The sequence below is a fragment of the Mucilaginibacter galii genome, assembly GCF_014635825.1.
In the GTDB taxonomy this organism is placed as follows: domain Bacteria; phylum Bacteroidota; class Bacteroidia; order Sphingobacteriales; family Sphingobacteriaceae; genus Mucilaginibacter; species Mucilaginibacter galii.
The window spans coordinates 85628-104211 of record NZ_BMDO01000005.1; the positions used below are offsets into that span (position 1 = coordinate 85628).

Consider the following 18584-nt stretch of genomic DNA (forward strand, 5'->3'; position numbering starts at 1 on the left):
CGAGGATGAGGGATGGGCAAGCACAATTTACAGAATTTAATAAAGGACCCAAAATACCTTTGTCATCGAAACGATAGTGAGAAATCCTGTTACTCCATGTTTGTTGTATGCTTTGCAGCTTCGAACAAGATCCCTCACTATCGTTCGGGATGACAAGGTTTTGGGTTATCCGATGTTTACTGCTGCTTCAAAAATCCATCAATGGCCTTCACCGCGGCATCATAGCGGGGTTGGCCTATGCCCGATATTACCACGTAATTAGCCTTTAGTGCTTGCAGTTCCTGGTGCCATACCTGCATAAAATGTTCGCGTTTGGTTGGAAAGTTACGCAAGGGGTCGTCTTGCCAGGGCAGGTCAATGTTCAGGAGCAAATACAGATCGTAAGGGTGTTTGGGCAAAAGCGCTAATACTTCGGGCGGAGCCTGGCCAAACATTTCGTCGCTCCAAATTTTAATGGTGATGAAGGTGGTATCGCAAATTAAAAGCTGGTTGGCCTGCGGCATCAGCTCTTTCTCCAATTCCAGCTGACCGTAGAACATGTTAATCTCATCCTGCCACGTACAATCGGCCGTTAATGCTTCGCAATAGCCCCGGGCAAACTCGGGCACCCAAACTGTTTGGTAATGCTGCGCCAAATAAGCCGACATGGCCGACTTACCCGTGCTTTCGGGCCCTACGATGGCTATTTTAATGATGTTGCGCTGATTCATTTATGTTTATCCGTCATTGCGAGGTACGAAGCAATCCCTGCGAGGGCTTTGCGGCGTTTAACCTCTCGTGCAGAGATTGCTTCGTACCTCCCATGATGTGTTATTTGTGTCAAAGCAAATATACAAAAGTCCTCCCCTTCGGGGAGGATTTAGGAGGGGTTCTCCCTTATCATCTTATAAAACCCATCTCTATACGTTTCGCCAATAGGAATAGCCTGATCCTGTATATAAACTGTATGGCCATCTACCATCCGTATTTTATCTAAAGAGATGATATACGATTTGTGCACCCGGTAAAACGGCGGTTGCGGTAATTGCGTTTCCAGGTCGCGCAGGGTTTGGTAGGTAACCAGGCGCTGTTGGGGCATAAACACCGAAACATAATTTTTCAACCCTTCCACGTACAAAATATCATCATAGCTCACCTTTAAAAACTTGTTTTTGCTATCGCCTTTGATGAACATATAGTCGGCTTGAGGAGCGGGGAGCGGGGGAGCTTCTGGTGCGGGGAGCGGAGTAGTAGCTACTGGTGCGCGGAACGGGGAGGCTGACGGTTGCAATTGTACCTGCGCTTTTTGTGCCGCCTTGAAAAACCTGTCGAACGCAACGGGCTTCAACAGGTAGTCTATCACATCGTGCTCGTAGCCCTCTAAGGCATACTCGGGGTAAGCGGTGGTGAGTATTACCTTACATTTACTGCCGCATAGTTTCAGGAACTGGATGCCGGTTAAATCGGGCATTTGGATATCCAGAAACACAAGATCAATACCACCCTGCTGCACCTGGCCCAAGGCATCAATGGCACTGGTGGTGGTACCCACCAGTTCGAGGAAAGGGATTTTGTTAATATAATCGGCAATAATTTTTACTGCATAAGCTTCATCATCAACCGCAAGGCAACGTATCATGGGTGTAAATATAGGTCAATTGTTATTTTTTAAAGTTGCCGCCCCAGGCCGGGTATAAAATTATCAGGAAAGTTCACACTCTTGTAGGGGTAATTACCTAAACGGACAATGATGACATCATTAGCCGGATTAACGTAGATGATCTGCTGCAAAATGCCTTCGGCTTCAAACTCGGGCGATGGATTGTGAAAGTAATACCGGTTATTCCTGTTTTTATAAATGGGCTGCTGTATGCCTTTTTGCTGCTGAAACTTTACGGCCAATGCCGAGTCGGCAAAGTAGCGATAATCGGCCGCGGCCCACCACTGGTTTTTATAGCCCCGTTTAAAAAGCGTATCGGGATGGGTAGTGGTGCTTACCCAAGCCGATGATATTATTTGCTTATCCTGCCACCGGCCTTTGTTTAAATACAACCTGCCCAGTTTGGCAAAATCGAGCGCAGTGGCATTGAGGCAGCAATACGCTTTCACCATTTGTTTATCATCAACGCTCCATAAGGCATCGCTTTGCATGCCCAGGGGTTGCCACAACCATTCCTTAAGCAGCACATCAACTTTTTTGTGGGTGGCTTTCTCTAAAACAATGGCTAAAATTTGCGTACAAATACTTTGATACTCAAACTTGCCACCAGGCTCGGCCTTTAATTTTAAATGATTGATTTGCCGCTGTAACGAGCGACCGTAATAAAGCTTGGTAATTTCACCAAAAGCAGTTTCTTTATGCTCGTCAAAAGCCAGGCTGGCGCGCATATCCAGTACGTGCTGAATAGTTAAGCGGCTCATGCGTGCATCGTTCTTTACCAGGTTAGGAAGGTAATCGGTAATGGGTTTGCTGGTAGATGATATCAGGCGCTTATCAACAGCTATGCCGATCAAAGTACCCATAAATGATTTAGCTACCGAAAAACTCGGATGCAAATTGGCAGCATTACCATGACCATAATTTTCGTAAATAACACTGTCGTGCTTTATAATTACAAAAGCATCGGTATTGGTACGGTTTAGAAAATTATCTAAATAGGTTTTAAGCTTTTGATGCCGGGGATTGTCCACATCCGATGCAAAAGTGAACGGATTACCGGAAGCTTTGATAGAGGCTGATCCAAATTTATGCACATCATCAAGGCCAGGTTCCCACCATTTGAGGGCACGCAGGGTGTAACAACTGTTCAACAAAAGGCATAGCATAGCCAGCCCACCTAAGCAGGTCAAATTTTTCATGTGAGAAATAGAATTAAGGGTTAGATATTAATGTTCAGCGTAGTTTTATAGGTTTGTCCGTTATCGGATATCAAGAGCTCATGCCTGTCAGGATAAATAAGTTCCATGCGGCGGCGAATATTGGGCAGGCCCACACCGGTAGAATGGTCTTTTTGCGCGCGGCTAATTTGATTGCTTACGGTAAACATCAGCCGGTTGCCTACTACTTTCAAACTTATGCGAATGGGCCGGTCGGCATCGTTCACCACGCCATGTTTAAAAGCGTTTTCAACAAAGGGCACCAGCAGTAACGAAGCTACACGCTTGCCTGCAATATCACCTTCGGTTTTAAAATCAACAAAAAAGGTGTCTTCAAACCGCAACTGGTAAATGCTGATGTAGTTCTCTATATAGTCAACCTCCTTTTGCAGTTCAACATCTTTACCGGCACTTTCGGTAAGCATGTAGCGCATTAACTGCGATAGTTTGATGACGGCATCGCCCAGTTTTTCGGAAACAGGGTAGGCCAGCGAGTAGATATAGTTGAGCGTATTATATAAAAAGTGCGGATTGATCTGTGTTTTCAGGAACGCCAGTTCGGCCTGTATCATTTCTTCACGCAGCGATTTATTTTCCTGCTGCTGGTTAAATGCCTGTTGCGCACTCCATATGGCAGCACTCACCACCGTAACCGATACGCCGTAGAACAGGTTATCTAATAAATAATACCAAAGGTTAACATCGCCGTAATAGTTGCTTACATTAAAAAGCACCGGGTAAAGCATTTGTTCAAATAAGTACCGGATTATTGAAAATACCACCGGCACCAGGAGTAAAGCCGGTATAAGCCATAAAAACTTCCCTGTTTTCAAAAACCGGGGATAAACCAACAGGAAGCAATAGTAAAATACGCTGGCCATACTTAAGCAAAAGGAAAATTGCAAGAGCATGGTTACCCTTACATTTTGCCCACCGCCACGCCAAATGCTAATGAGGTCATAAGCCACTACCAGCAGCCAGCCGGTAACATGATAAAGTATGGTCTTTTGCTTCATGCTGTAAAACTACACAATAGCACAGGGTTAACTATTTTTTTACACCAAACCCTTATTTTCTTATGCTAACACTATTAGGCCGGTTGGTATACGTTTTCAGGCGGTTGGGATAATACAATTTACCCGCAGGTAGGTCTACTACACCTTTGTTCCATCAATCCGAAACATACCATGAACACCAAATCCATCCTTTTCATTATTACCGTTATAGGTACCCTGTTGGGCAACACCACCGTATTAAAAGCACAAACTGTTAACATTGAAGCAGCCGTAAAATATTGGGAACTCACCGATTCGCTTAAACAGAACAAACCCATTACCGATAAACAGTGGGACACGTTTATTAACCTCGAAGGCAATAAAACCTATGTGCATTCCGTATTCGATTCGGCCTCGCTGGTGGGCTACCGCCGGGCGCTCGAAATGGTTTACATGCCCAAAAACAATGCTTGGTTACAAAAAAACCTGAAAGCCAATTACTGGTATGCCATCCTCATCAAACGCTATAAAGACAAAGAAGATTCGCTGAAAACCTACCTGAAAGAAACGCTGCAAAGCCCGGCTTATAAAGAGGTGATGTATAAATACGTGTATGAATATTTGCCTAAAAAAGACCGTCACCCGGTTAAAGATCTGAAGTTTTATTACAACGCCATAGGTATGGACGCGGTATCGTACCCTAACGGTATTTTTATGAGCCTGATGGCTTGCGATAATAACGTGAAGATCAAGAACGGCATTTTAGAAGCGCACGAACTGCACCACCAACTGCGCTCGCAAATGGAATTAAAGCCACTTAAAGAAGAGCATAAAGGTTTAATGTATGCCATCCGCAGTATACAAAACGAAGGCATTGCCGATATGATCGACAAAACGCCTATGCTGGCTTCGTTCGATTCGGTAAGCATCCGCGAGTGGTTAATTGACCCGGCACCGGCCAGCATCAGGTCGGTAGATTCGGCCTTTTCGGTAACCGCAAAATCAAATGGTACCATTTTTCAAAACGACAAGCCTTACCGTAAGCTGCTGCGTTCATCGGCCGGGCACATGCCGGGCTTTTACATGGCACGCATTATGGTACGCCACGGCTACGAAAAACAAATGATCAAAACAGCCGCTAACCCTTTCCAGTTCATTTACCTGTACAACGAAGCCGCTAAAAAAGATGCCGGCCATCCGCCTGTATTTAGTGAGGTGGTTATTCAGTATTTGAAAGCGTTGGAGAAGATGTATAAGAAATAAAGAGAGCGATTAAGGCGTTTGTACTTAGACCAGCTATTAATTATCTTTACATCATGGAATCAGCAATATTGTTCGGAAATTCTAAAAAGGATCTTCAATTATTAATTGCTTTAGCCGAAAAGCTTGGTATCAAAGCCAAAATATTGTCTAAAGAAGAGCTTGAGGATTACCATTTGGGTAAGGCTATTGAAGCCGGTGAAACCAAAACTTATGTAGATACCACCTCTTTTTTGGAGTTGTTATAAATGATCGTATTAATTGATAAAACGTTTGAAAAAGACGTAAGTAAAATTAATAACAAAGCTTTAAGGGCAGGCATTAAATCACTTATCCTAAATTTACAGCAAGCCGATTTATTAACGCAAATAAACAATATCAAAAAGTTAACTGGTTATAAAGAATTTTACCGTGTGCGAATTGGAAATTACCGTATAGGGATTCGTTATACTGATGATAATATTACGTTAATCAGATGTTTGCACCGAAAAGATATTTATCAAGTTTGGCCTTAACCTGATCAACATTTATCCTTTTTTCCTACCTTAAAGGCCTAATCCTTTCGGTATGAAAAAACTTTACTTTTTCGCCCTTTCCCTATACGCTACTACCGCCTTTGCACAAACAGATGCCCTAAAGGCGCTGGTAGCCAAAAAAGCCGATGCCATGCAGCCCAAACTGGTTACCTGGAGGCGCGATTTGCATGAGCACCCCGAGCTTGGCAACCAGGAAACCCGCACCGCAGGCATTATTGCCGCGCACTTAAAAGCCCTGGGGCTGGAAGTAAAAACAGGCGTAGCCAAAACTGGCGTAGTGGGTTTGCTCAAAGGTGGCAAGCCAGGCCCGGTAGTAGCCCTGCGTGCCGATATGGATGGCTTGCCTGTTACCGAGCGGGTAGACGTTCCCTTTGCATCTAAAGTTAAAACCACCTACAATAATGCCGAAGTTGGCGTAATGCACGCCTGCGGACACGATACCCACGTAGCCATGCTCATGGGTGTGGCCGAAGTTTTATCATCCATGAAAGCCGATTTGCATGGCACTGTAAAGTTTATCTTTCAACCGGCCGAAGAGGGAGCTCCCTTTGGCGAGGAGGGCGGTGCCGAACTCATGGTGAAAGAAGGTGTACTGCAAAACCCTAAGGTTGATGCCATTTTTGGCCTGCACATTAACGCCCAAACCGAGGTTGGTAAAATTACCTACCGCCCCGGCGGTACCATGGCTGCCGTGAACGATTTGCAAATTACCGTAAAAGGAAGGCAGGCACACGGCGCTTATCCCTGGAGCAGTATAGACCCGGTGGTGGTATCGGCACAGATCATCAATAACCTGCAAACCATTGTGAGCCGCAATTTAAACGTGACCGAAAATGCCGGTGTAGTAACCATAGGCGCCATTAACGGCGGCAATCGCTCCAACATTATCCCCGAGCAGGTGGTCATGCTGGGTACCATCCGTGCCTTGAGTGCGGCCGACGAAAAAATGATGATAGAGCGCGTAAAAATCATTGCCACTAAAACGGCCGAAGCTGCCGGCGCCACTGCTGAAGTTAAGATACCCTTAAGCGTGCACTACCCGGTTACCTATAACGACCCCACACTTACCGAAAAAATGCTGCCCACCTTGCAAGCCACCGCAGGTGCCGCCAACTTGGTGCTGAAACCACCCGTTACCGGCGCCGAAGATTTTAGCTTTTACCAGGAAAAAGTACCCGGCCTGTTCTTCTTTTTAGGCGGCATGCCCAAAGGACAAGACCCGCTCAAAACCGCCGCCCACCATACGCCAGATTTTTATATTGACGAAAGCGGTTTTAGCTTGGGGGTTAAAGCATTATGTAATTTGACGTTGGATTATATGGCGGGGAAAGGGAAGTAATTTGGACTGTTGGTATGCACGAACCTACTGAACACCTGGAAAAGCGGCGAATGTTTCGACAAGCTCAATATGACAACAACTGCAATAAGTGACCTTTAAAGAACATTATGGATAAACACCCCAACGCACGTTCAGGCGTCTACGCCTGAACGTAATAATGGTGTAAGCGTCCACGCTTACGATTAAATACTATTACGCAAGCGTAGACGCTTGCACCAAAAGCATTCAGGCGTGGACGCCTGAATGGGCGACAAAAAGAAATAGCATGAAAAAACACCTACTCAAAACCGCTTTAATCTTCACCTTAACCGGCGCAAGCTACCAACTCCATGCTCAGGAAGAAGCACCCGGCGATAATAAAACGGGCGTAGCTGGTAAAACCTATACCCAGCAAATTAGTACCTTGGCCAACAAGCCGGCGGTGAAAAAAGCATTTCAAACCATCGTAGATCTGCAGCCGCAAACCCTGCAAGACCACATGCTGCTTACCGAAATACCGGCACCGCCCTATAAGGAAATGGTACGGGCTCAGAAGTATGCCGAAATGTTGAAGGCTGCCGGGGCCGATAGCGTATGGATTGATAATGTGGGCAACGTGATAGCCAAACGTAAAGGCAAAACCGGTAAAAGAACCGTTGTGCTCGAAGGTCACCTGGATACCGTTTTTCCTGAGGGTACCGATGTGAAGATCAAGCATAAAGGCGATACTCTTTATGCACCCGGCATTGCCGATGATACCCGTGCCCTGGCGGTAGTATTAACGGTGTTGAAAACGGTAGAGAAAACCGGTATAGAAACCGATGACGATGTACTTTTTGTAGGTGCCGTAGGCGAAGAAGGCCCGGGCGATCTGCGCGGCGTGAAGAATTTGTTCAGCCCGCAAGGTCCGGGCAAAATAGACTCTTATATTGCCGTAGATGGCACGGGTATGGACCGCATTGTGCACCGTGGCTTAGGGTCGCACCGGTACCGCATTACATTTAAAGGCTTAGGCGGGCATTCTTCGGGCGCCTTCGGCTTGGCTAATCCGCACAATGCGCTGGCCAGAGCCATTCATTACTGGGTGCTGGATGCCGATAAATTTGTGCGCCAGCCGGGTATGCGCACCACGTATAATGTGGGCGTAATTGGCGGCGGTACCTCGGTTAATTCTATCCCTTTCGAATCGTGGATGGAGGTGGATATGCGGTCGGAAAGCCCTGAGCGCGTAGCCGGTATAGACAAGCTGCTGCAAGCCGCCGTGCAAAAAGCTTTGGCCGAAGAGAACCAGATGAAAATGGCAGGCCCTAATTTGATCGTGGAAGTAAAAATGGTGGGCGATCGTCCGTCGGGTGTGGAAGACACCAATTTGCCTTTTGTGCAGCGGGCCATTGCTGCCACCAGTTATTTCAAAACGCAGCCTATCATGAGTGTAGGCTCTACCAATGCCAATATTCCTATTTCTAAAGGCGTACCGGCAGTAACCATAGGCAGCGGCGGCAAATCGGGCGGGGCACATGCCCTGGGCGAATGGTTTTTAGATGATAAAGGGTACGAGGCTACACAACGGGCGTTGTTGCTTTTGCTGGCCGAGGCGGGGATGGCTAAATAAGTTTACAGATGAGCAGAAAGCTGTTTTGTGTAGCCTGCTGCCTGTTAGTGGTCTTATCTGTTGCTACCAAAGGTCAAAATACGCCTGCTTCTACCAAAAACATGGTACTGGTTAATACAGGCACTTATTTTACAGGTTTAGATAGTGCCGGTGTAAGGCGTGCCATGCTTAATTACGTTTTGCCTGCTTCCTACTTTTCGCAGGAAAGACCTGCCATGAGGGTAACTGTTGCTTCTTGCTATATGGACAAGTATGAAGTAACCAATGCCCAGTTTAAAGAGTTTATTGATGCTAACCCGCAGTGGTCAAAAGATAATATTCCTGATAGTTTACACAATGGCAATTACCTCAAACACTGGGATCACAACACCTATCCAAAGAAATTAAAAAACTGCCCGGTAGTTTATGTAAGTTGGTATGCCGCTAATGCCTACGCCGCCTGGAAAGGTAAACGTTTGCCTACGGAAGCTGAATGGGACTATGCAGCTAATGGCGCGCAACAAGTGGCTGAGTTTCCGTGGGGCAATACTTCTGCAGATGCAGGCAAAGCAAACTATCTTGCATCAGGCTATAATGGTGTGGTAACTGTGGGTAAGTATAAACCTAATCCTTTAGGCATTTACGATATGGCAGGTAACGCAGCCGAGTTTTGCCTTGATACCTGGCGACAGGATAAATATGCTGAATTGGCTGATTATAAAAAGCTAACGTATCAATACTCTACTTCTGATAAGGACAAGGCTGTGTTGAGAGGTGGCAGTTGGCAAAGCCCTGCCGTAGATTTGCGTACAACATCACGCCGAAGCATTAGCAAAACAGATAGTAATGAGTTTGTTGGTTTTAGATGCGCCATGTCTGCACCTAAAAAAGTTATAAGTAATTAACAGTGGCTAACCTCCTCTTCATTTGCAGCAAAAACCAGTGGCGTAGCCCCACTGCTGAAGCATTGTTTAAAAATCACCCCGAACACCAGGTGCGGTCGGCGGGTACCAGCGACAAGGCACGCATTAAAGTGAACGAAAAACTCCTTGATTGGGCAGACCATATTTTTGTGATGGAACGCAAACATCAGCAACTGCTCCGGCTACGCTTTGCGGATCATATAAATCATAAGCAAGTGGTCATATTAAATATCGAAGATAACTACATTTATAACGACCCCGAACTTATAGAAATTCTAAAATCTTACCTCCAGGAATACTTATAAACTGCGGGTACTGACCTTGAATATCACAAAAGTGGAAAAATGTATTTTTTTGTACTTTTATAACACTTTTTGGTGGGTTTAGCTAACATAAACTATTTATCAGATTCACAAACCCTTCCCGTTTTTTCGCGTTGATTAAATAAATTTATCATCATGAAAAAGTTGGCATTTACATTCTTAGCATCACTAACCATCATATTTACGGCTTGCAACAGCAAATCTACCGGTACTACCGGCGGCGCCATGGCCGATTCTGGAGCTGCAGGTAGTTCGGGTCCGGCAGATACCAGTATGGCAGCGGGCTCGGGCGCACCGGTGGGTGTATCTACCGGCGGCTCAGATACCAGCACAACCGGCAGTAATAGCGGCGTAGCCAACCCTGTTACCGATACCACTGGTCAAAAAAGGCCATAAACGCGTTTTAATTAGCATTTTTCAAAATATCTGCTTTCATTTGCTAAAATTTTTATCAGATGGAAGCAGGTATTTTGGCTATTGCCGTTGTTATATTAATCATTGCTGTTTTCTTATTTGTAAGCCGTTCTAAGGGTGCGGGAGGCAGCATATCATTAGCTGATTTTGATTCATTAAAGACTGAAAATGAGCAGTTAAGAATAAAATTAGGCATTGCTGAAGATAGGAACAACAACGCCTCTGCCGAAAAGGAGAGCATTACCCAACTCCTTAAAGAAGAGAACCATAAGCTGGCTCAACAGCTCCAAACCATAAGACTCGAATTGGCGCAGGCCAACCAGGCTTTAGAAAGCAGCCGCTCTTATTACCAGGCGCAACAAGAGAAATTAAGAGAGCAAAAAGCTGAATTAGAGCATACCCGCCAACATTTTCAAAAAGAATTTGAGAACGTTGCCGAGAAGTTGCTGAAAGAAAAATCGCGCGAATTTTTGGATGTCAATAAAACCCATCTCGACCATATTTTAACCCCGCTCAAAGAAAATATCAAGGCTTTTGAGGATAAAGTAGAAAAGGTTTACAATATGGAAGCCGCTGAGCGTAATACACTTAAAGGTGTAATTACCCAGCTGATGGAGCTTAATCAGCAAATTAGCAGCGAAGCACAAAACCTCACTAAAGCACTAAAAGGCGACAATAAAAAGCAAGGGAACTGGGGTGAGTTTATCCTCGAAAAGGTATTGGAACGTTCGGGTTTGGTGAAAGACCGGGAGTACCGCCTGCAGGCCAGTCACCAGGCTAACGATGGTACCCGCTACCAACCCGATGCGGTGATAGATCTGCCTGATGATAAGCATTTGATCATCGACTCTAAAGTATCGCTTGTAGCGTATGACAGGCTGGTTAATGCTGAAAATGAAGAAGATAGGAAGCTGTTTGCCAAGGCGCATGTAGAGTCGTTGCGTAACCATGTGCACGGCTTATCGGCCAAAAACTATCATGATCTGCAAAAAATTAATTCGCCCGATTTTGTAATGCTGTTTGTGCCTATCGAGTCGTCGTTTAGCTTTGCGGTACAATTAGATGCCGATCTGTTTAATGATGCCTGGGATAAGCGGGTGGTCATAGTGAGCCCGAGTACCTTGTTAGCTACCCTACGCACCATTGCCAGTATGTGGAAACAGGAGCGCCAAAACCGAAACGTGTTGGAAATTGCCCGCCTGAGCGGCGATATGTACGATAAGTTTGTAGGCTTCTTAACCGATATGGATAGCATTGGCCGCAACCTGAAAAGCAGCCAGGATGCATATGATAAAGCCATTAATAAACTAAGCGATGGGCGTGGAAATTTGACCACTACCGCTCAAAAAATTAAAAACCTGGGTGCCAAGGCTAATAAGCAAATAGATGGAAAGTACACATCTTTACTACCTGAAACTGAAGATGCTGATATATAATGATATGATATAAAACTCCGTTACCTAAATATTAGGATAAACATAATGGTTGTAATCGTGTTATGATTTAATTATTACTAAATATTTGTAAAAATATACAACATGAAAAACAACACCTTATCGTTAACACTAATTGCTGTTGGCACGTTTATTAGCGTACATACATCGGCACAAATAAAAATTAACACTAAAAGTGTTAGTGCAGCGGAAAAAGGATTTAAAGCCGCTACTTTTTCTGATGCCGACGCGGCCAAATTGGCCTCAGAAGCTGTAACCTGGATGGATGCTCACAATCCGGTAGCCTCTGCGACAGACCCGTACACGGTAAGACTGAACAAAATATTTGCCAAACATCAAAATGAAGGTGGATTGAAACTCAACTATAAAGTTTACAAAGTAAAAGATATTAACGCCTTTGCCTGCGCAGATGGTAGCGTACGTGTGTTTTCATCGTTAATGGATATCATGACCGATGATGAATTGTTAGGTATTATAGGACACGAAATTGGCCATGTTGCCAATAAAGATAGCCGTGATGCGGTGAGAAGTGTATATAAAAGAGAAGCATTAACAGATGCCGCGTCATCACAGTCAGGTGTGGTTAATGCGCTTTCAGAAAGCCAGTTAGGCGCTTTTGCTGGGGCTTTATTGGATAGCAAATATAGCCGTAAACAAGAAAGCCAGGCAGACGATTACTCTTACGACTTTATGAAAAAGTATAATTATAAGGTTACAGCATTAGCCAGTGCTTTTACTAAGCTGGCCGATATGGAAAAAGGCGCAACCAGAAGCAAATCAGAAAAAATGATGAGCTCGCATCCGGATAGTGCCGAACGTGCAGCTAAAGTACTTGAAAAGGCTAAAAAAGATGGTTTGGCAGGTTAATAATTAACATTTTAATACGAGCATAAAAAAACCCGGATTACCCGGGTTTTTTTATGCTCGTATATTTTATCTTTTTTATCCGTTTTTAACATTTCCGAAAGCATTCCATCCTTGTGCTTTCAGCTCATGTACGGCACCGGCTTTCGAGATCAAGTTACAACCGGCTGCTGCCTCAGTGATGTAGCCAATAATACTTACGTCCACATCATTCTTAATCTTATCGTAATCGGCTTGTTTAATGGTGAACAGCAATTCATAATCTTCACCACCACTCAGGGCGCAAACGGTTGGGTCGAGGTTAAAATCGCGGGCGGTTTGATAAGTCATGGGGTCGATAGGGATCTTCTCTTCGTATAACTGGCAGCCTTTATTGCTTTGCTTACAAATATGTAATACTTCTGAAGCTAATCCGTCCGATACATCGATCATGGCCGTTGGTTTTACCTTAATATCGCGCAGCAAAGCAATAATATCCTGACGGGCTTCAGGTTTCAACTGGCGCTCAATAATGTAATCTTTACCTTCCAGGTCGGGCTGAATTTTTGGGTTTTCGAGGTAGATCAACTTCTCGCGCTCCAATAACTGTAAACCCATATAAGCACCGCCTAAATCGCCGGATACGCAAAGCAGATCACCTTCTTCGGCGCCGTTGCGGTATACTATATCTTCTTCGTTAGCTACGCCTAACACCGTAATGCTAATAACCAGCCCTTGTTTAGACGAACTGGTATCGCCACCAATAATATCTACATTATATTTTTCGCAGGCCAGGTAAATGCCTTCGTACAGTTCTTCAATAGCCTCTAAGGTGTACTTGCTCGACATGCCTATAGACACCGTTACCTGGGTAGGGGTGGCATTCATGGCGCAAATATCGCTCAGGTTTACCTGGATGCTTTTGTAACCTAAATGTTTAAGAGGAGTGTAAGCCAAATCGAAATGAATGCCTTCTAACAACATATCGGTAGACACCAATACCTTTTTACCATCGTAGTTTAACACCGCAGCATCGTCACCAACACCTTTTATAGTGCTGGGGTGGTTAAGCTGTATATTTTTAGTTAAGTGTTTGATCAGGCCAAACTCCCCTAACTCTTCTATATTGGTTCTATCTACGTTGTCGAACATATCCATGGCAGCACAATGATTTAAGATGCAAAAATACGAAAGCTGTTTTAATAGGTGAGTATAATCAACTGTTTATAAAAGCCCACCTTACTTTTTAATAATCTTTCTCCAAAAACATTAGAAATAAGTGTCTTACGAAAATATATTAACCAATTAAAGGTGATATTTTTATTACACTCATAAAAATTAACATTCAATTAATATTAAAACCACAAATTTGTAAACACAAAATACATGATATGAAAATTAAACATTTACTAATTTATCTTTCTGTTCCTCTTTTACTGGCCGGATGTAAGAAAGATATGAATGAAGATCCTGAAGTTATACCGCCACCAGTAGTGGTGCCGGTTGTACCTCAGCCATATAGCATTACAGAAGATTTTGAAAATGGTGGAAAAGTTTCCAGTATTGGATACGACGCTGGTGATGTAAGCTTATACACCGGGTCGTGGAACTATGACGGCGCATTAACAGGTACAGATAAAAGTGATGTAAAAAATGGTAGCAAAGGTGTCCGTATTCAGGGTACACCAAGTAATACCAAAAGAAATGGCATGCTAAGCATGAATTTTAATGTGAAACACTTAAAGTCGATCACTATTAAATCTGCACTTACAAACTTTTCAGATAAACAGAAGCCCGGACCAAACGTAACTCAGGTTTTAAAAGGATATTGGGAACTACAGTCATCAAAAGATGGCGGTAAAACTTATATTAAAGTGGGAGAAACTGTTAACCCAACAGACACGGCAATGTTAATAACCACTACTTTTCAGATTACTGATACTGCTACACAAAGGTTTAGAATAGTTAACACTTCAGAACTTAACGGTAGTAATCGTGTAAGAATAAGTATAGACGATATTACCTTTGCTGGCGTAGGAGATTCCGGCATTACGCTTTCTGATACATCACCTGATGATAGTGGTACCGGCAGTACAGGCGGTAGTACGGGCACAGCTAATACCCCAAGAGGCGTTACTATTGGTGCTGATGCTCCACCAGCTACTGGTGATAATAGTAATATACTTTTTGGTAATCCATCAAGTGCAGCAGCAGTATCTTCAGAAAATTTTTTGTTAGATTTAGGCTATTACGTAGAATCATATAGCAAAACACGTGGTACTCCAAATTGGGTGAGCTGGCACTTAGATGGTACCAATACCACTAATGCCACCGGCCGTTTAGATAACTTTGCGGCCTATAGCGGTTTACCAACAGACTTTTTTGCTGTACAAAGCAACAGTTACTCAGGTTCAGGATTTGACAGGGGTCATAACTGCCCATCTGCCGATCGTACAAGTTCAACTGCTGCTAACTCTGCTACCTTCCTGATGACTAATATGATACCACAAGCACCTAACAATAATCAAAAAGCTTGGGCAGATTTAGAAAATTATTTACGTGCTCAAGTGAATGGTGGTAACGAAGTTTACATCATTATGGGAAGCTACGGTACGGGAGGTGTTGGAAGTTTAAGCGCAACCCCTATAAATACTATTGCAAGTGGTAACGTAACCGTACCAAGCAATGTTTGGAAAGTGGCTGTAATTATACCGGCAGGCAACGGCGATTTAATCAGGGCCGGTAATACCAGCGCTGTACGTGTTATTGCAGTTAATACACCTAACACCAACAGTATCGATGCCGACTGGAAAAAATATTTAACCACTGTACGTTCAATCGAAACAGCTGTTGGAGGAGGTTTTAACCTTTTATCGGCCTTACCACAATCTGTACAAGATGTATTAGAAACTAAAGCTGACGCAGGAATTTAGTCAGACTGGTAGACATTTAGACTCAAAAAGCAAAGATAAAGACTCTATGCTACCAACAAAAAAAGAGTGACCATAACCGGTCACTCTTTTTTTTTAATACAAGTCTTTGCTTTACAAGTCCTTCTTCATTAAGTCTAATTCTATAATCCAAGCTGTGCCGATATATCCAGCATCCGTTCAATTGGCTTTACGGCTTTGGCAATAATATCGGCCGGTAAAGTAATTTCTGGCATCTCGTTTTTAAGGCACAAATAAAGCTTCTCCAGCGTATTTCTTTTCATGTGAGGACAATCGTTGCACGCACAAGTATTATTCGGTGGAGCGGGGATAAAGGTCTTTGTAGGGTTATCTTTCTCCATCTGGTGAATAATACCTGCTTCGGTAGCTACGATGAACTCTGTTGCGGCATCATTGGTGGCATATTTCAATATCCCGGTGGTAGAACCAATATAATCGGCCAGTTGCAGTATATGCTCTTCGCATTCGGGGTGAGCTAATATCTTAGCATTAGTATGGCGTTCTTTCAGCTTAGTGATCTTTTCACGGCTAAATATCTCGTGCACCATACAGGCGCCATTCCATAATACTAAATCGCGACCTGTTTTTTTGGCTACGTAAGCGCCAAGGTTACGGTCGGGCCCGAAGATGATCTGCTGATCGGCCGGCAGGCTTTCTACAATTTGTACGGCATTGCTGGAGGTACAAACAATATCGCTCATGGCTTTCAGTTCGGCAGTACAGTTCACGTAAGTGATCACCAGGTGATCGGGGTATGATTCTTTAAACTTTTTAAACAAGTGAGGTGGACAACTGTCTGCTAAAGAACAGCCAGCCTTTAAATCGGGCAGCAGTACCTTTTTGGTAGGAGAGAGTATCTTGGCAGTTTCGGCCATGAAGTGCACACCGGCAAATACAATAATATCAGCATCGGTTTTGGCAGCTTGCTGCGATAGGCCCAGGCTGTCGCCAATATAGTCAGCAATATCCTGTATCTCGCCTTCCTGGTAGTAGTGCGCCAGTATCACCGCATTCTTTTGCTGCTTTAGCTTTTCTATCTCGGCATAGAGGTCAAGCGTGGGGTCTATATCCTCTTCTGCAAAACCTTTTATATTGATTTCTTCTAAAATGTCCATTTCTAACATTACAATAAATACAATTAATTTAATTTAAATATATAAACCTATTGTTATTAAGATGTGAATTGTGTGAGTAAGTGAATTGCGTTTTTATTGCTAAACAAACTTGTTCTACTTGTTTCCACATGTTATCCACAACTCAGCAATACTAAACAACTGATTTACAGTAATACGTTTTTATTCACATCAATGTTAATAAACAATTGTGTTAATTAAATGCTTGTTTTGTGCATGTGGATTAACGTGTGGTTTCGTACTAAAACTATACCAGCAATTGGTAGTAACTTTAGTTTTTAACCCACTTTTGCACAAACCCAAAAGTTGTTAGCTTTTTACTTACGCAAAATTAACATCTTTTGATGCGGTTATTAACACAAGTATTACTTTTACACATATTAGATAGTTTTTATGACAAGAGATGTGGATTTCCTGGTTGTAGGGTCGGGCATTGCCGGATTAAGTTTTGCACTTAAGGCCGCCAAACACGGTAAGGTACTGATAGTTACCAAAGCCAGCGAAGACGAATCGAACACCAAATATGCGCAGGGCGGCGTGGCTGTAGTTGTGGATAAAAAAGAAGATTCGTTTGAAAAGCATATTGAAGATACTTTGATAGCCGGCGACGGATTATGCGACGAAGAAGTAGTGCGTATTGTAGTGGAAGAAGGGCCGGAAAGGATAAGGGAAATTATAGACTACGGTACCAACTTCGACAAAACCAACGAAGGCGTATACGACCTGGCCAAAGAGGGTGGACACTCTGAGTACCGGGTACTGCATTATAAAGATATTACCGGTTTTGAAATGGAGCGTTCGCTATTAGAGCAGATCCATCAAAACCCAAACATCGAAATTATTACGCATTACTTTGCGGTTGACTTGATAACCCAACACCATTTAGGTGAATTTGTGGATAAACAGAGCCAGGATATTACCTGCTACGGCATATATGCCTTTAATACCGATACCAAGGTGGTAGATACCATACGTTCTAAGGTAACGGTAATGGCATCGGGTGGTGCAGGCCATATTTATGCTATTACTACCAACCCGGTTATTGCCACGGGCGATGGTGTGGCCATGGTTTACCGTGCTAAAGGCAAAGTACGAAACATGGAATTTATACAATTTCACCCTACCGCATTATATAACCCTGGCGAATATCCATCTTTCTTAATATCTGAAGCGGTACGTGGTTTTGGAGGTATTTTAAAGCGCACCAATGGCGAAGAGTTTATGCAGGAGTATGATCCGCGTAAATCTTTGGCACCACGAGATATTGTAGCCCGTGCCATTGATGCCGAGATCAAAAAATCGGGTGAGGATTACGTTTACCTGGATGTGCGCCATAAAAGCAAAGCCGATATTTTACAGCATTTCCCTAACATTTATGCTAAGTGTTTAGACATTGGGCTGGATATGACCAAGGATATGATCCCGGTATCGCCGGCATGTCATTATATGTGCGGAGGTGTGCTTGTTAATCATGTGGGGCAATCATCTATTAATCAATTATATGCCTGCGGCGAATGTGCTTCTACAGGCTTGCATGGCGCAAACCGTTTGGCCTCAAATTCTTTATTAGAGGCTTTGGTATTTGCACACCGTATATATGAAGATGCTATTACCAGGTTTGAAAATCATACCGTACCCGCAAACATACCCGATTGGGATGAAAAAGGTGTACAACTCTCCAATGAAGATATTTTAGTAACTCACAACATCCGCGAAATGCAAAAGCTGATGAATGATTATGTGGGCATTGTCCGCTCTGATTTCCGTTTAGAACGGGCTATGCGCCGGTTAAAGCTATTGTATGAAGAAACCGAAGATTTTTATAAAAAAACCAAGCTATCGGTGAAGTTATGTGAGTTGCGTAATTTAATACAGGTATCATATCTCGTCGTAAAATCGGCATCGACACGTAAAGAGAGCAGGGGCTTGCATTATACTACTGATTATCCGCAGCACGCAAATGTATTGGAGGATACCGTGTTTTAAA

General features: G+C 43.6%; 18 protein-coding genes. 12 read left to right on the plus strand and 6 right to left on the minus strand.

Translation table 11 applies throughout. The features are described from left to right. Window positions 1–176: 176 nt before the first annotated feature. From IEV61_RS10465 to IEV61_RS10480, 4 genes are all read right to left on the minus strand, one after another. Window positions 177–710, minus strand: a complete 534-nt coding sequence (locus IEV61_RS10465) for an AAA family ATPase (protein WP_188416384.1) — start codon at window positions 708–710, stop codon at window positions 177–179. Between the two features lie 149 nt (window positions 711–859). Further along, entirely contained in the window at window positions 860–1618 is a 759-nt protein-coding gene (locus IEV61_RS10470; protein ID WP_188416386.1) for a LytR/AlgR family response regulator transcription factor, read from the minus strand. Between the two features lie 29 nt (window positions 1619–1647). Further along, a complete protein-coding gene (locus IEV61_RS10475) occupies window positions 1648–2838 on the minus strand; it encodes a serine hydrolase domain-containing protein (RefSeq protein WP_188416388.1) in 1191 nt (396 codons plus the stop codon). A gap of 20 nt (window positions 2839–2858) precedes the next feature. Further along, the gene (locus IEV61_RS10480; RefSeq protein ID WP_188416390.1) at window positions 2859–3872 is read right to left on the minus strand and encodes a sensor histidine kinase; all 1014 of its coding nucleotides are present in this window, start codon (window positions 3870–3872) and stop codon (window positions 2859–2861) included. A gap of 171 nt (window positions 3873–4043) precedes the next feature. Here IEV61_RS10480 and IEV61_RS10485 point away from each other — a divergent pair, with 171 nt between their 5' ends. The 10 genes from IEV61_RS10485 to IEV61_RS10530 all read left to right on the plus strand — a co-directional run bounded on the left by IEV61_RS10485 (window position 4044) and on the right by IEV61_RS10530 (window position 12537). Next, window positions 4044–5114 (plus strand): DUF5700 domain-containing putative Zn-dependent protease, encoded by a 1071-nt coding sequence (locus IEV61_RS10485; RefSeq protein ID WP_188416391.1) that lies wholly within the window; start codon window positions 4044–4046, stop codon window positions 5112–5114. Window positions 5115–5167: 53 nt separating this feature from the next. Further along, window positions 5168–5359, plus strand: coding sequence for a hypothetical protein (locus IEV61_RS10490; protein WP_188416393.1), 192 nt, complete (start codon window positions 5168–5170; stop codon window positions 5357–5359). Continuing rightward, window positions 5360–5626, plus strand: a complete 267-nt coding sequence (locus IEV61_RS10495; protein WP_188416401.1) for a type II toxin-antitoxin system RelE family toxin — start codon at window positions 5360–5362, stop codon at window positions 5624–5626. 52 nt (window positions 5627–5678) lie between these two features. Beyond that, window positions 5679–6986, plus strand: a complete 1308-nt coding sequence (locus IEV61_RS10500; RefSeq protein ID WP_188416403.1) for an amidohydrolase — start codon at window positions 5679–5681, stop codon at window positions 6984–6986. Between the two features lie 265 nt (window positions 6987–7251). Next, window positions 7252–8577 (plus strand): M20/M25/M40 family metallo-hydrolase, encoded by a 1326-nt coding sequence (locus tag IEV61_RS10505; protein ID WP_188416405.1) that lies wholly within the window; start codon window positions 7252–7254, stop codon window positions 8575–8577. 8 nt (window positions 8578–8585) lie between these two features. Beyond that, window positions 8586–9461, plus strand: a complete 876-nt coding sequence (locus tag IEV61_RS10510; protein WP_188416407.1) for a formylglycine-generating enzyme family protein — start codon at window positions 8586–8588, stop codon at window positions 9459–9461. Window positions 9462–9463: 2 nt separating this feature from the next. Further along, on the plus strand, window positions 9464–9784 hold the full coding sequence (locus IEV61_RS10515) for a low molecular weight protein tyrosine phosphatase family protein (protein WP_188416409.1): 321 nt from the start codon (window positions 9464–9466) through the stop codon (window positions 9782–9784). 153 nt (window positions 9785–9937) lie between these two features. Continuing rightward, window positions 9938–10198, plus strand: coding sequence for a hypothetical protein (locus IEV61_RS10520; protein WP_188416410.1), 261 nt, complete (start codon window positions 9938–9940; stop codon window positions 10196–10198). A 59-nt stretch (window positions 10199–10257) separates the two neighbouring features. Continuing rightward, window positions 10258–11652, plus strand: a complete 1395-nt coding sequence (locus IEV61_RS10525; RefSeq protein ID WP_188416412.1) for a DNA recombination protein RmuC — start codon at window positions 10258–10260, stop codon at window positions 11650–11652. 102 nt (window positions 11653–11754) lie between these two features. Further along, window positions 11755–12537: a M48 family metallopeptidase gene (locus tag IEV61_RS10530; RefSeq protein WP_188416413.1), complete on the plus strand. Its 783-nt coding sequence runs from the start codon at window positions 11755–11757 to the stop codon at window positions 12535–12537. 75 nt (window positions 12538–12612) lie between these two features. Here IEV61_RS10530 and thiL read toward each other — a convergent pair whose 3' ends face one another. Next, window positions 12613–13665, minus strand: a complete 1053-nt coding sequence (thiL, locus tag IEV61_RS10535; protein ID WP_188416733.1) for a thiamine-phosphate kinase — start codon at window positions 13663–13665, stop codon at window positions 12613–12615. Between the two features lie 239 nt (window positions 13666–13904). On the opposite strand from thiL, the gene IEV61_RS10540 reads away from it, so the two are divergent. After that, on the plus strand, window positions 13905–15446 hold the full coding sequence (locus IEV61_RS10540) for a DNA/RNA non-specific endonuclease (RefSeq protein ID WP_188416414.1): 1542 nt from the start codon (window positions 13905–13907) through the stop codon (window positions 15444–15446). 140 nt (window positions 15447–15586) lie between these two features. On the opposite strand, the gene nadA is transcribed toward IEV61_RS10540, so the two are convergent. Next, window positions 15587–16579 carry a quinolinate synthase NadA gene (gene nadA / locus IEV61_RS10545; RefSeq protein WP_188416415.1) on the minus strand — a complete coding sequence of 331 codons (993 nt, stop codon included), beginning with the start codon at window positions 16577–16579 and terminating at the stop codon, window positions 15587–15589. Between the two features lie 411 nt (window positions 16580–16990). Between nadA and nadB the strand changes: the two genes are divergently transcribed. Then, on the plus strand, window positions 16991–18583 hold the full coding sequence (gene nadB / locus IEV61_RS10550) for an L-aspartate oxidase (RefSeq protein ID WP_188416416.1): 1593 nt from the start codon (window positions 16991–16993) through the stop codon (window positions 18581–18583). Window position 18584 lies beyond the last annotated feature (1 nt).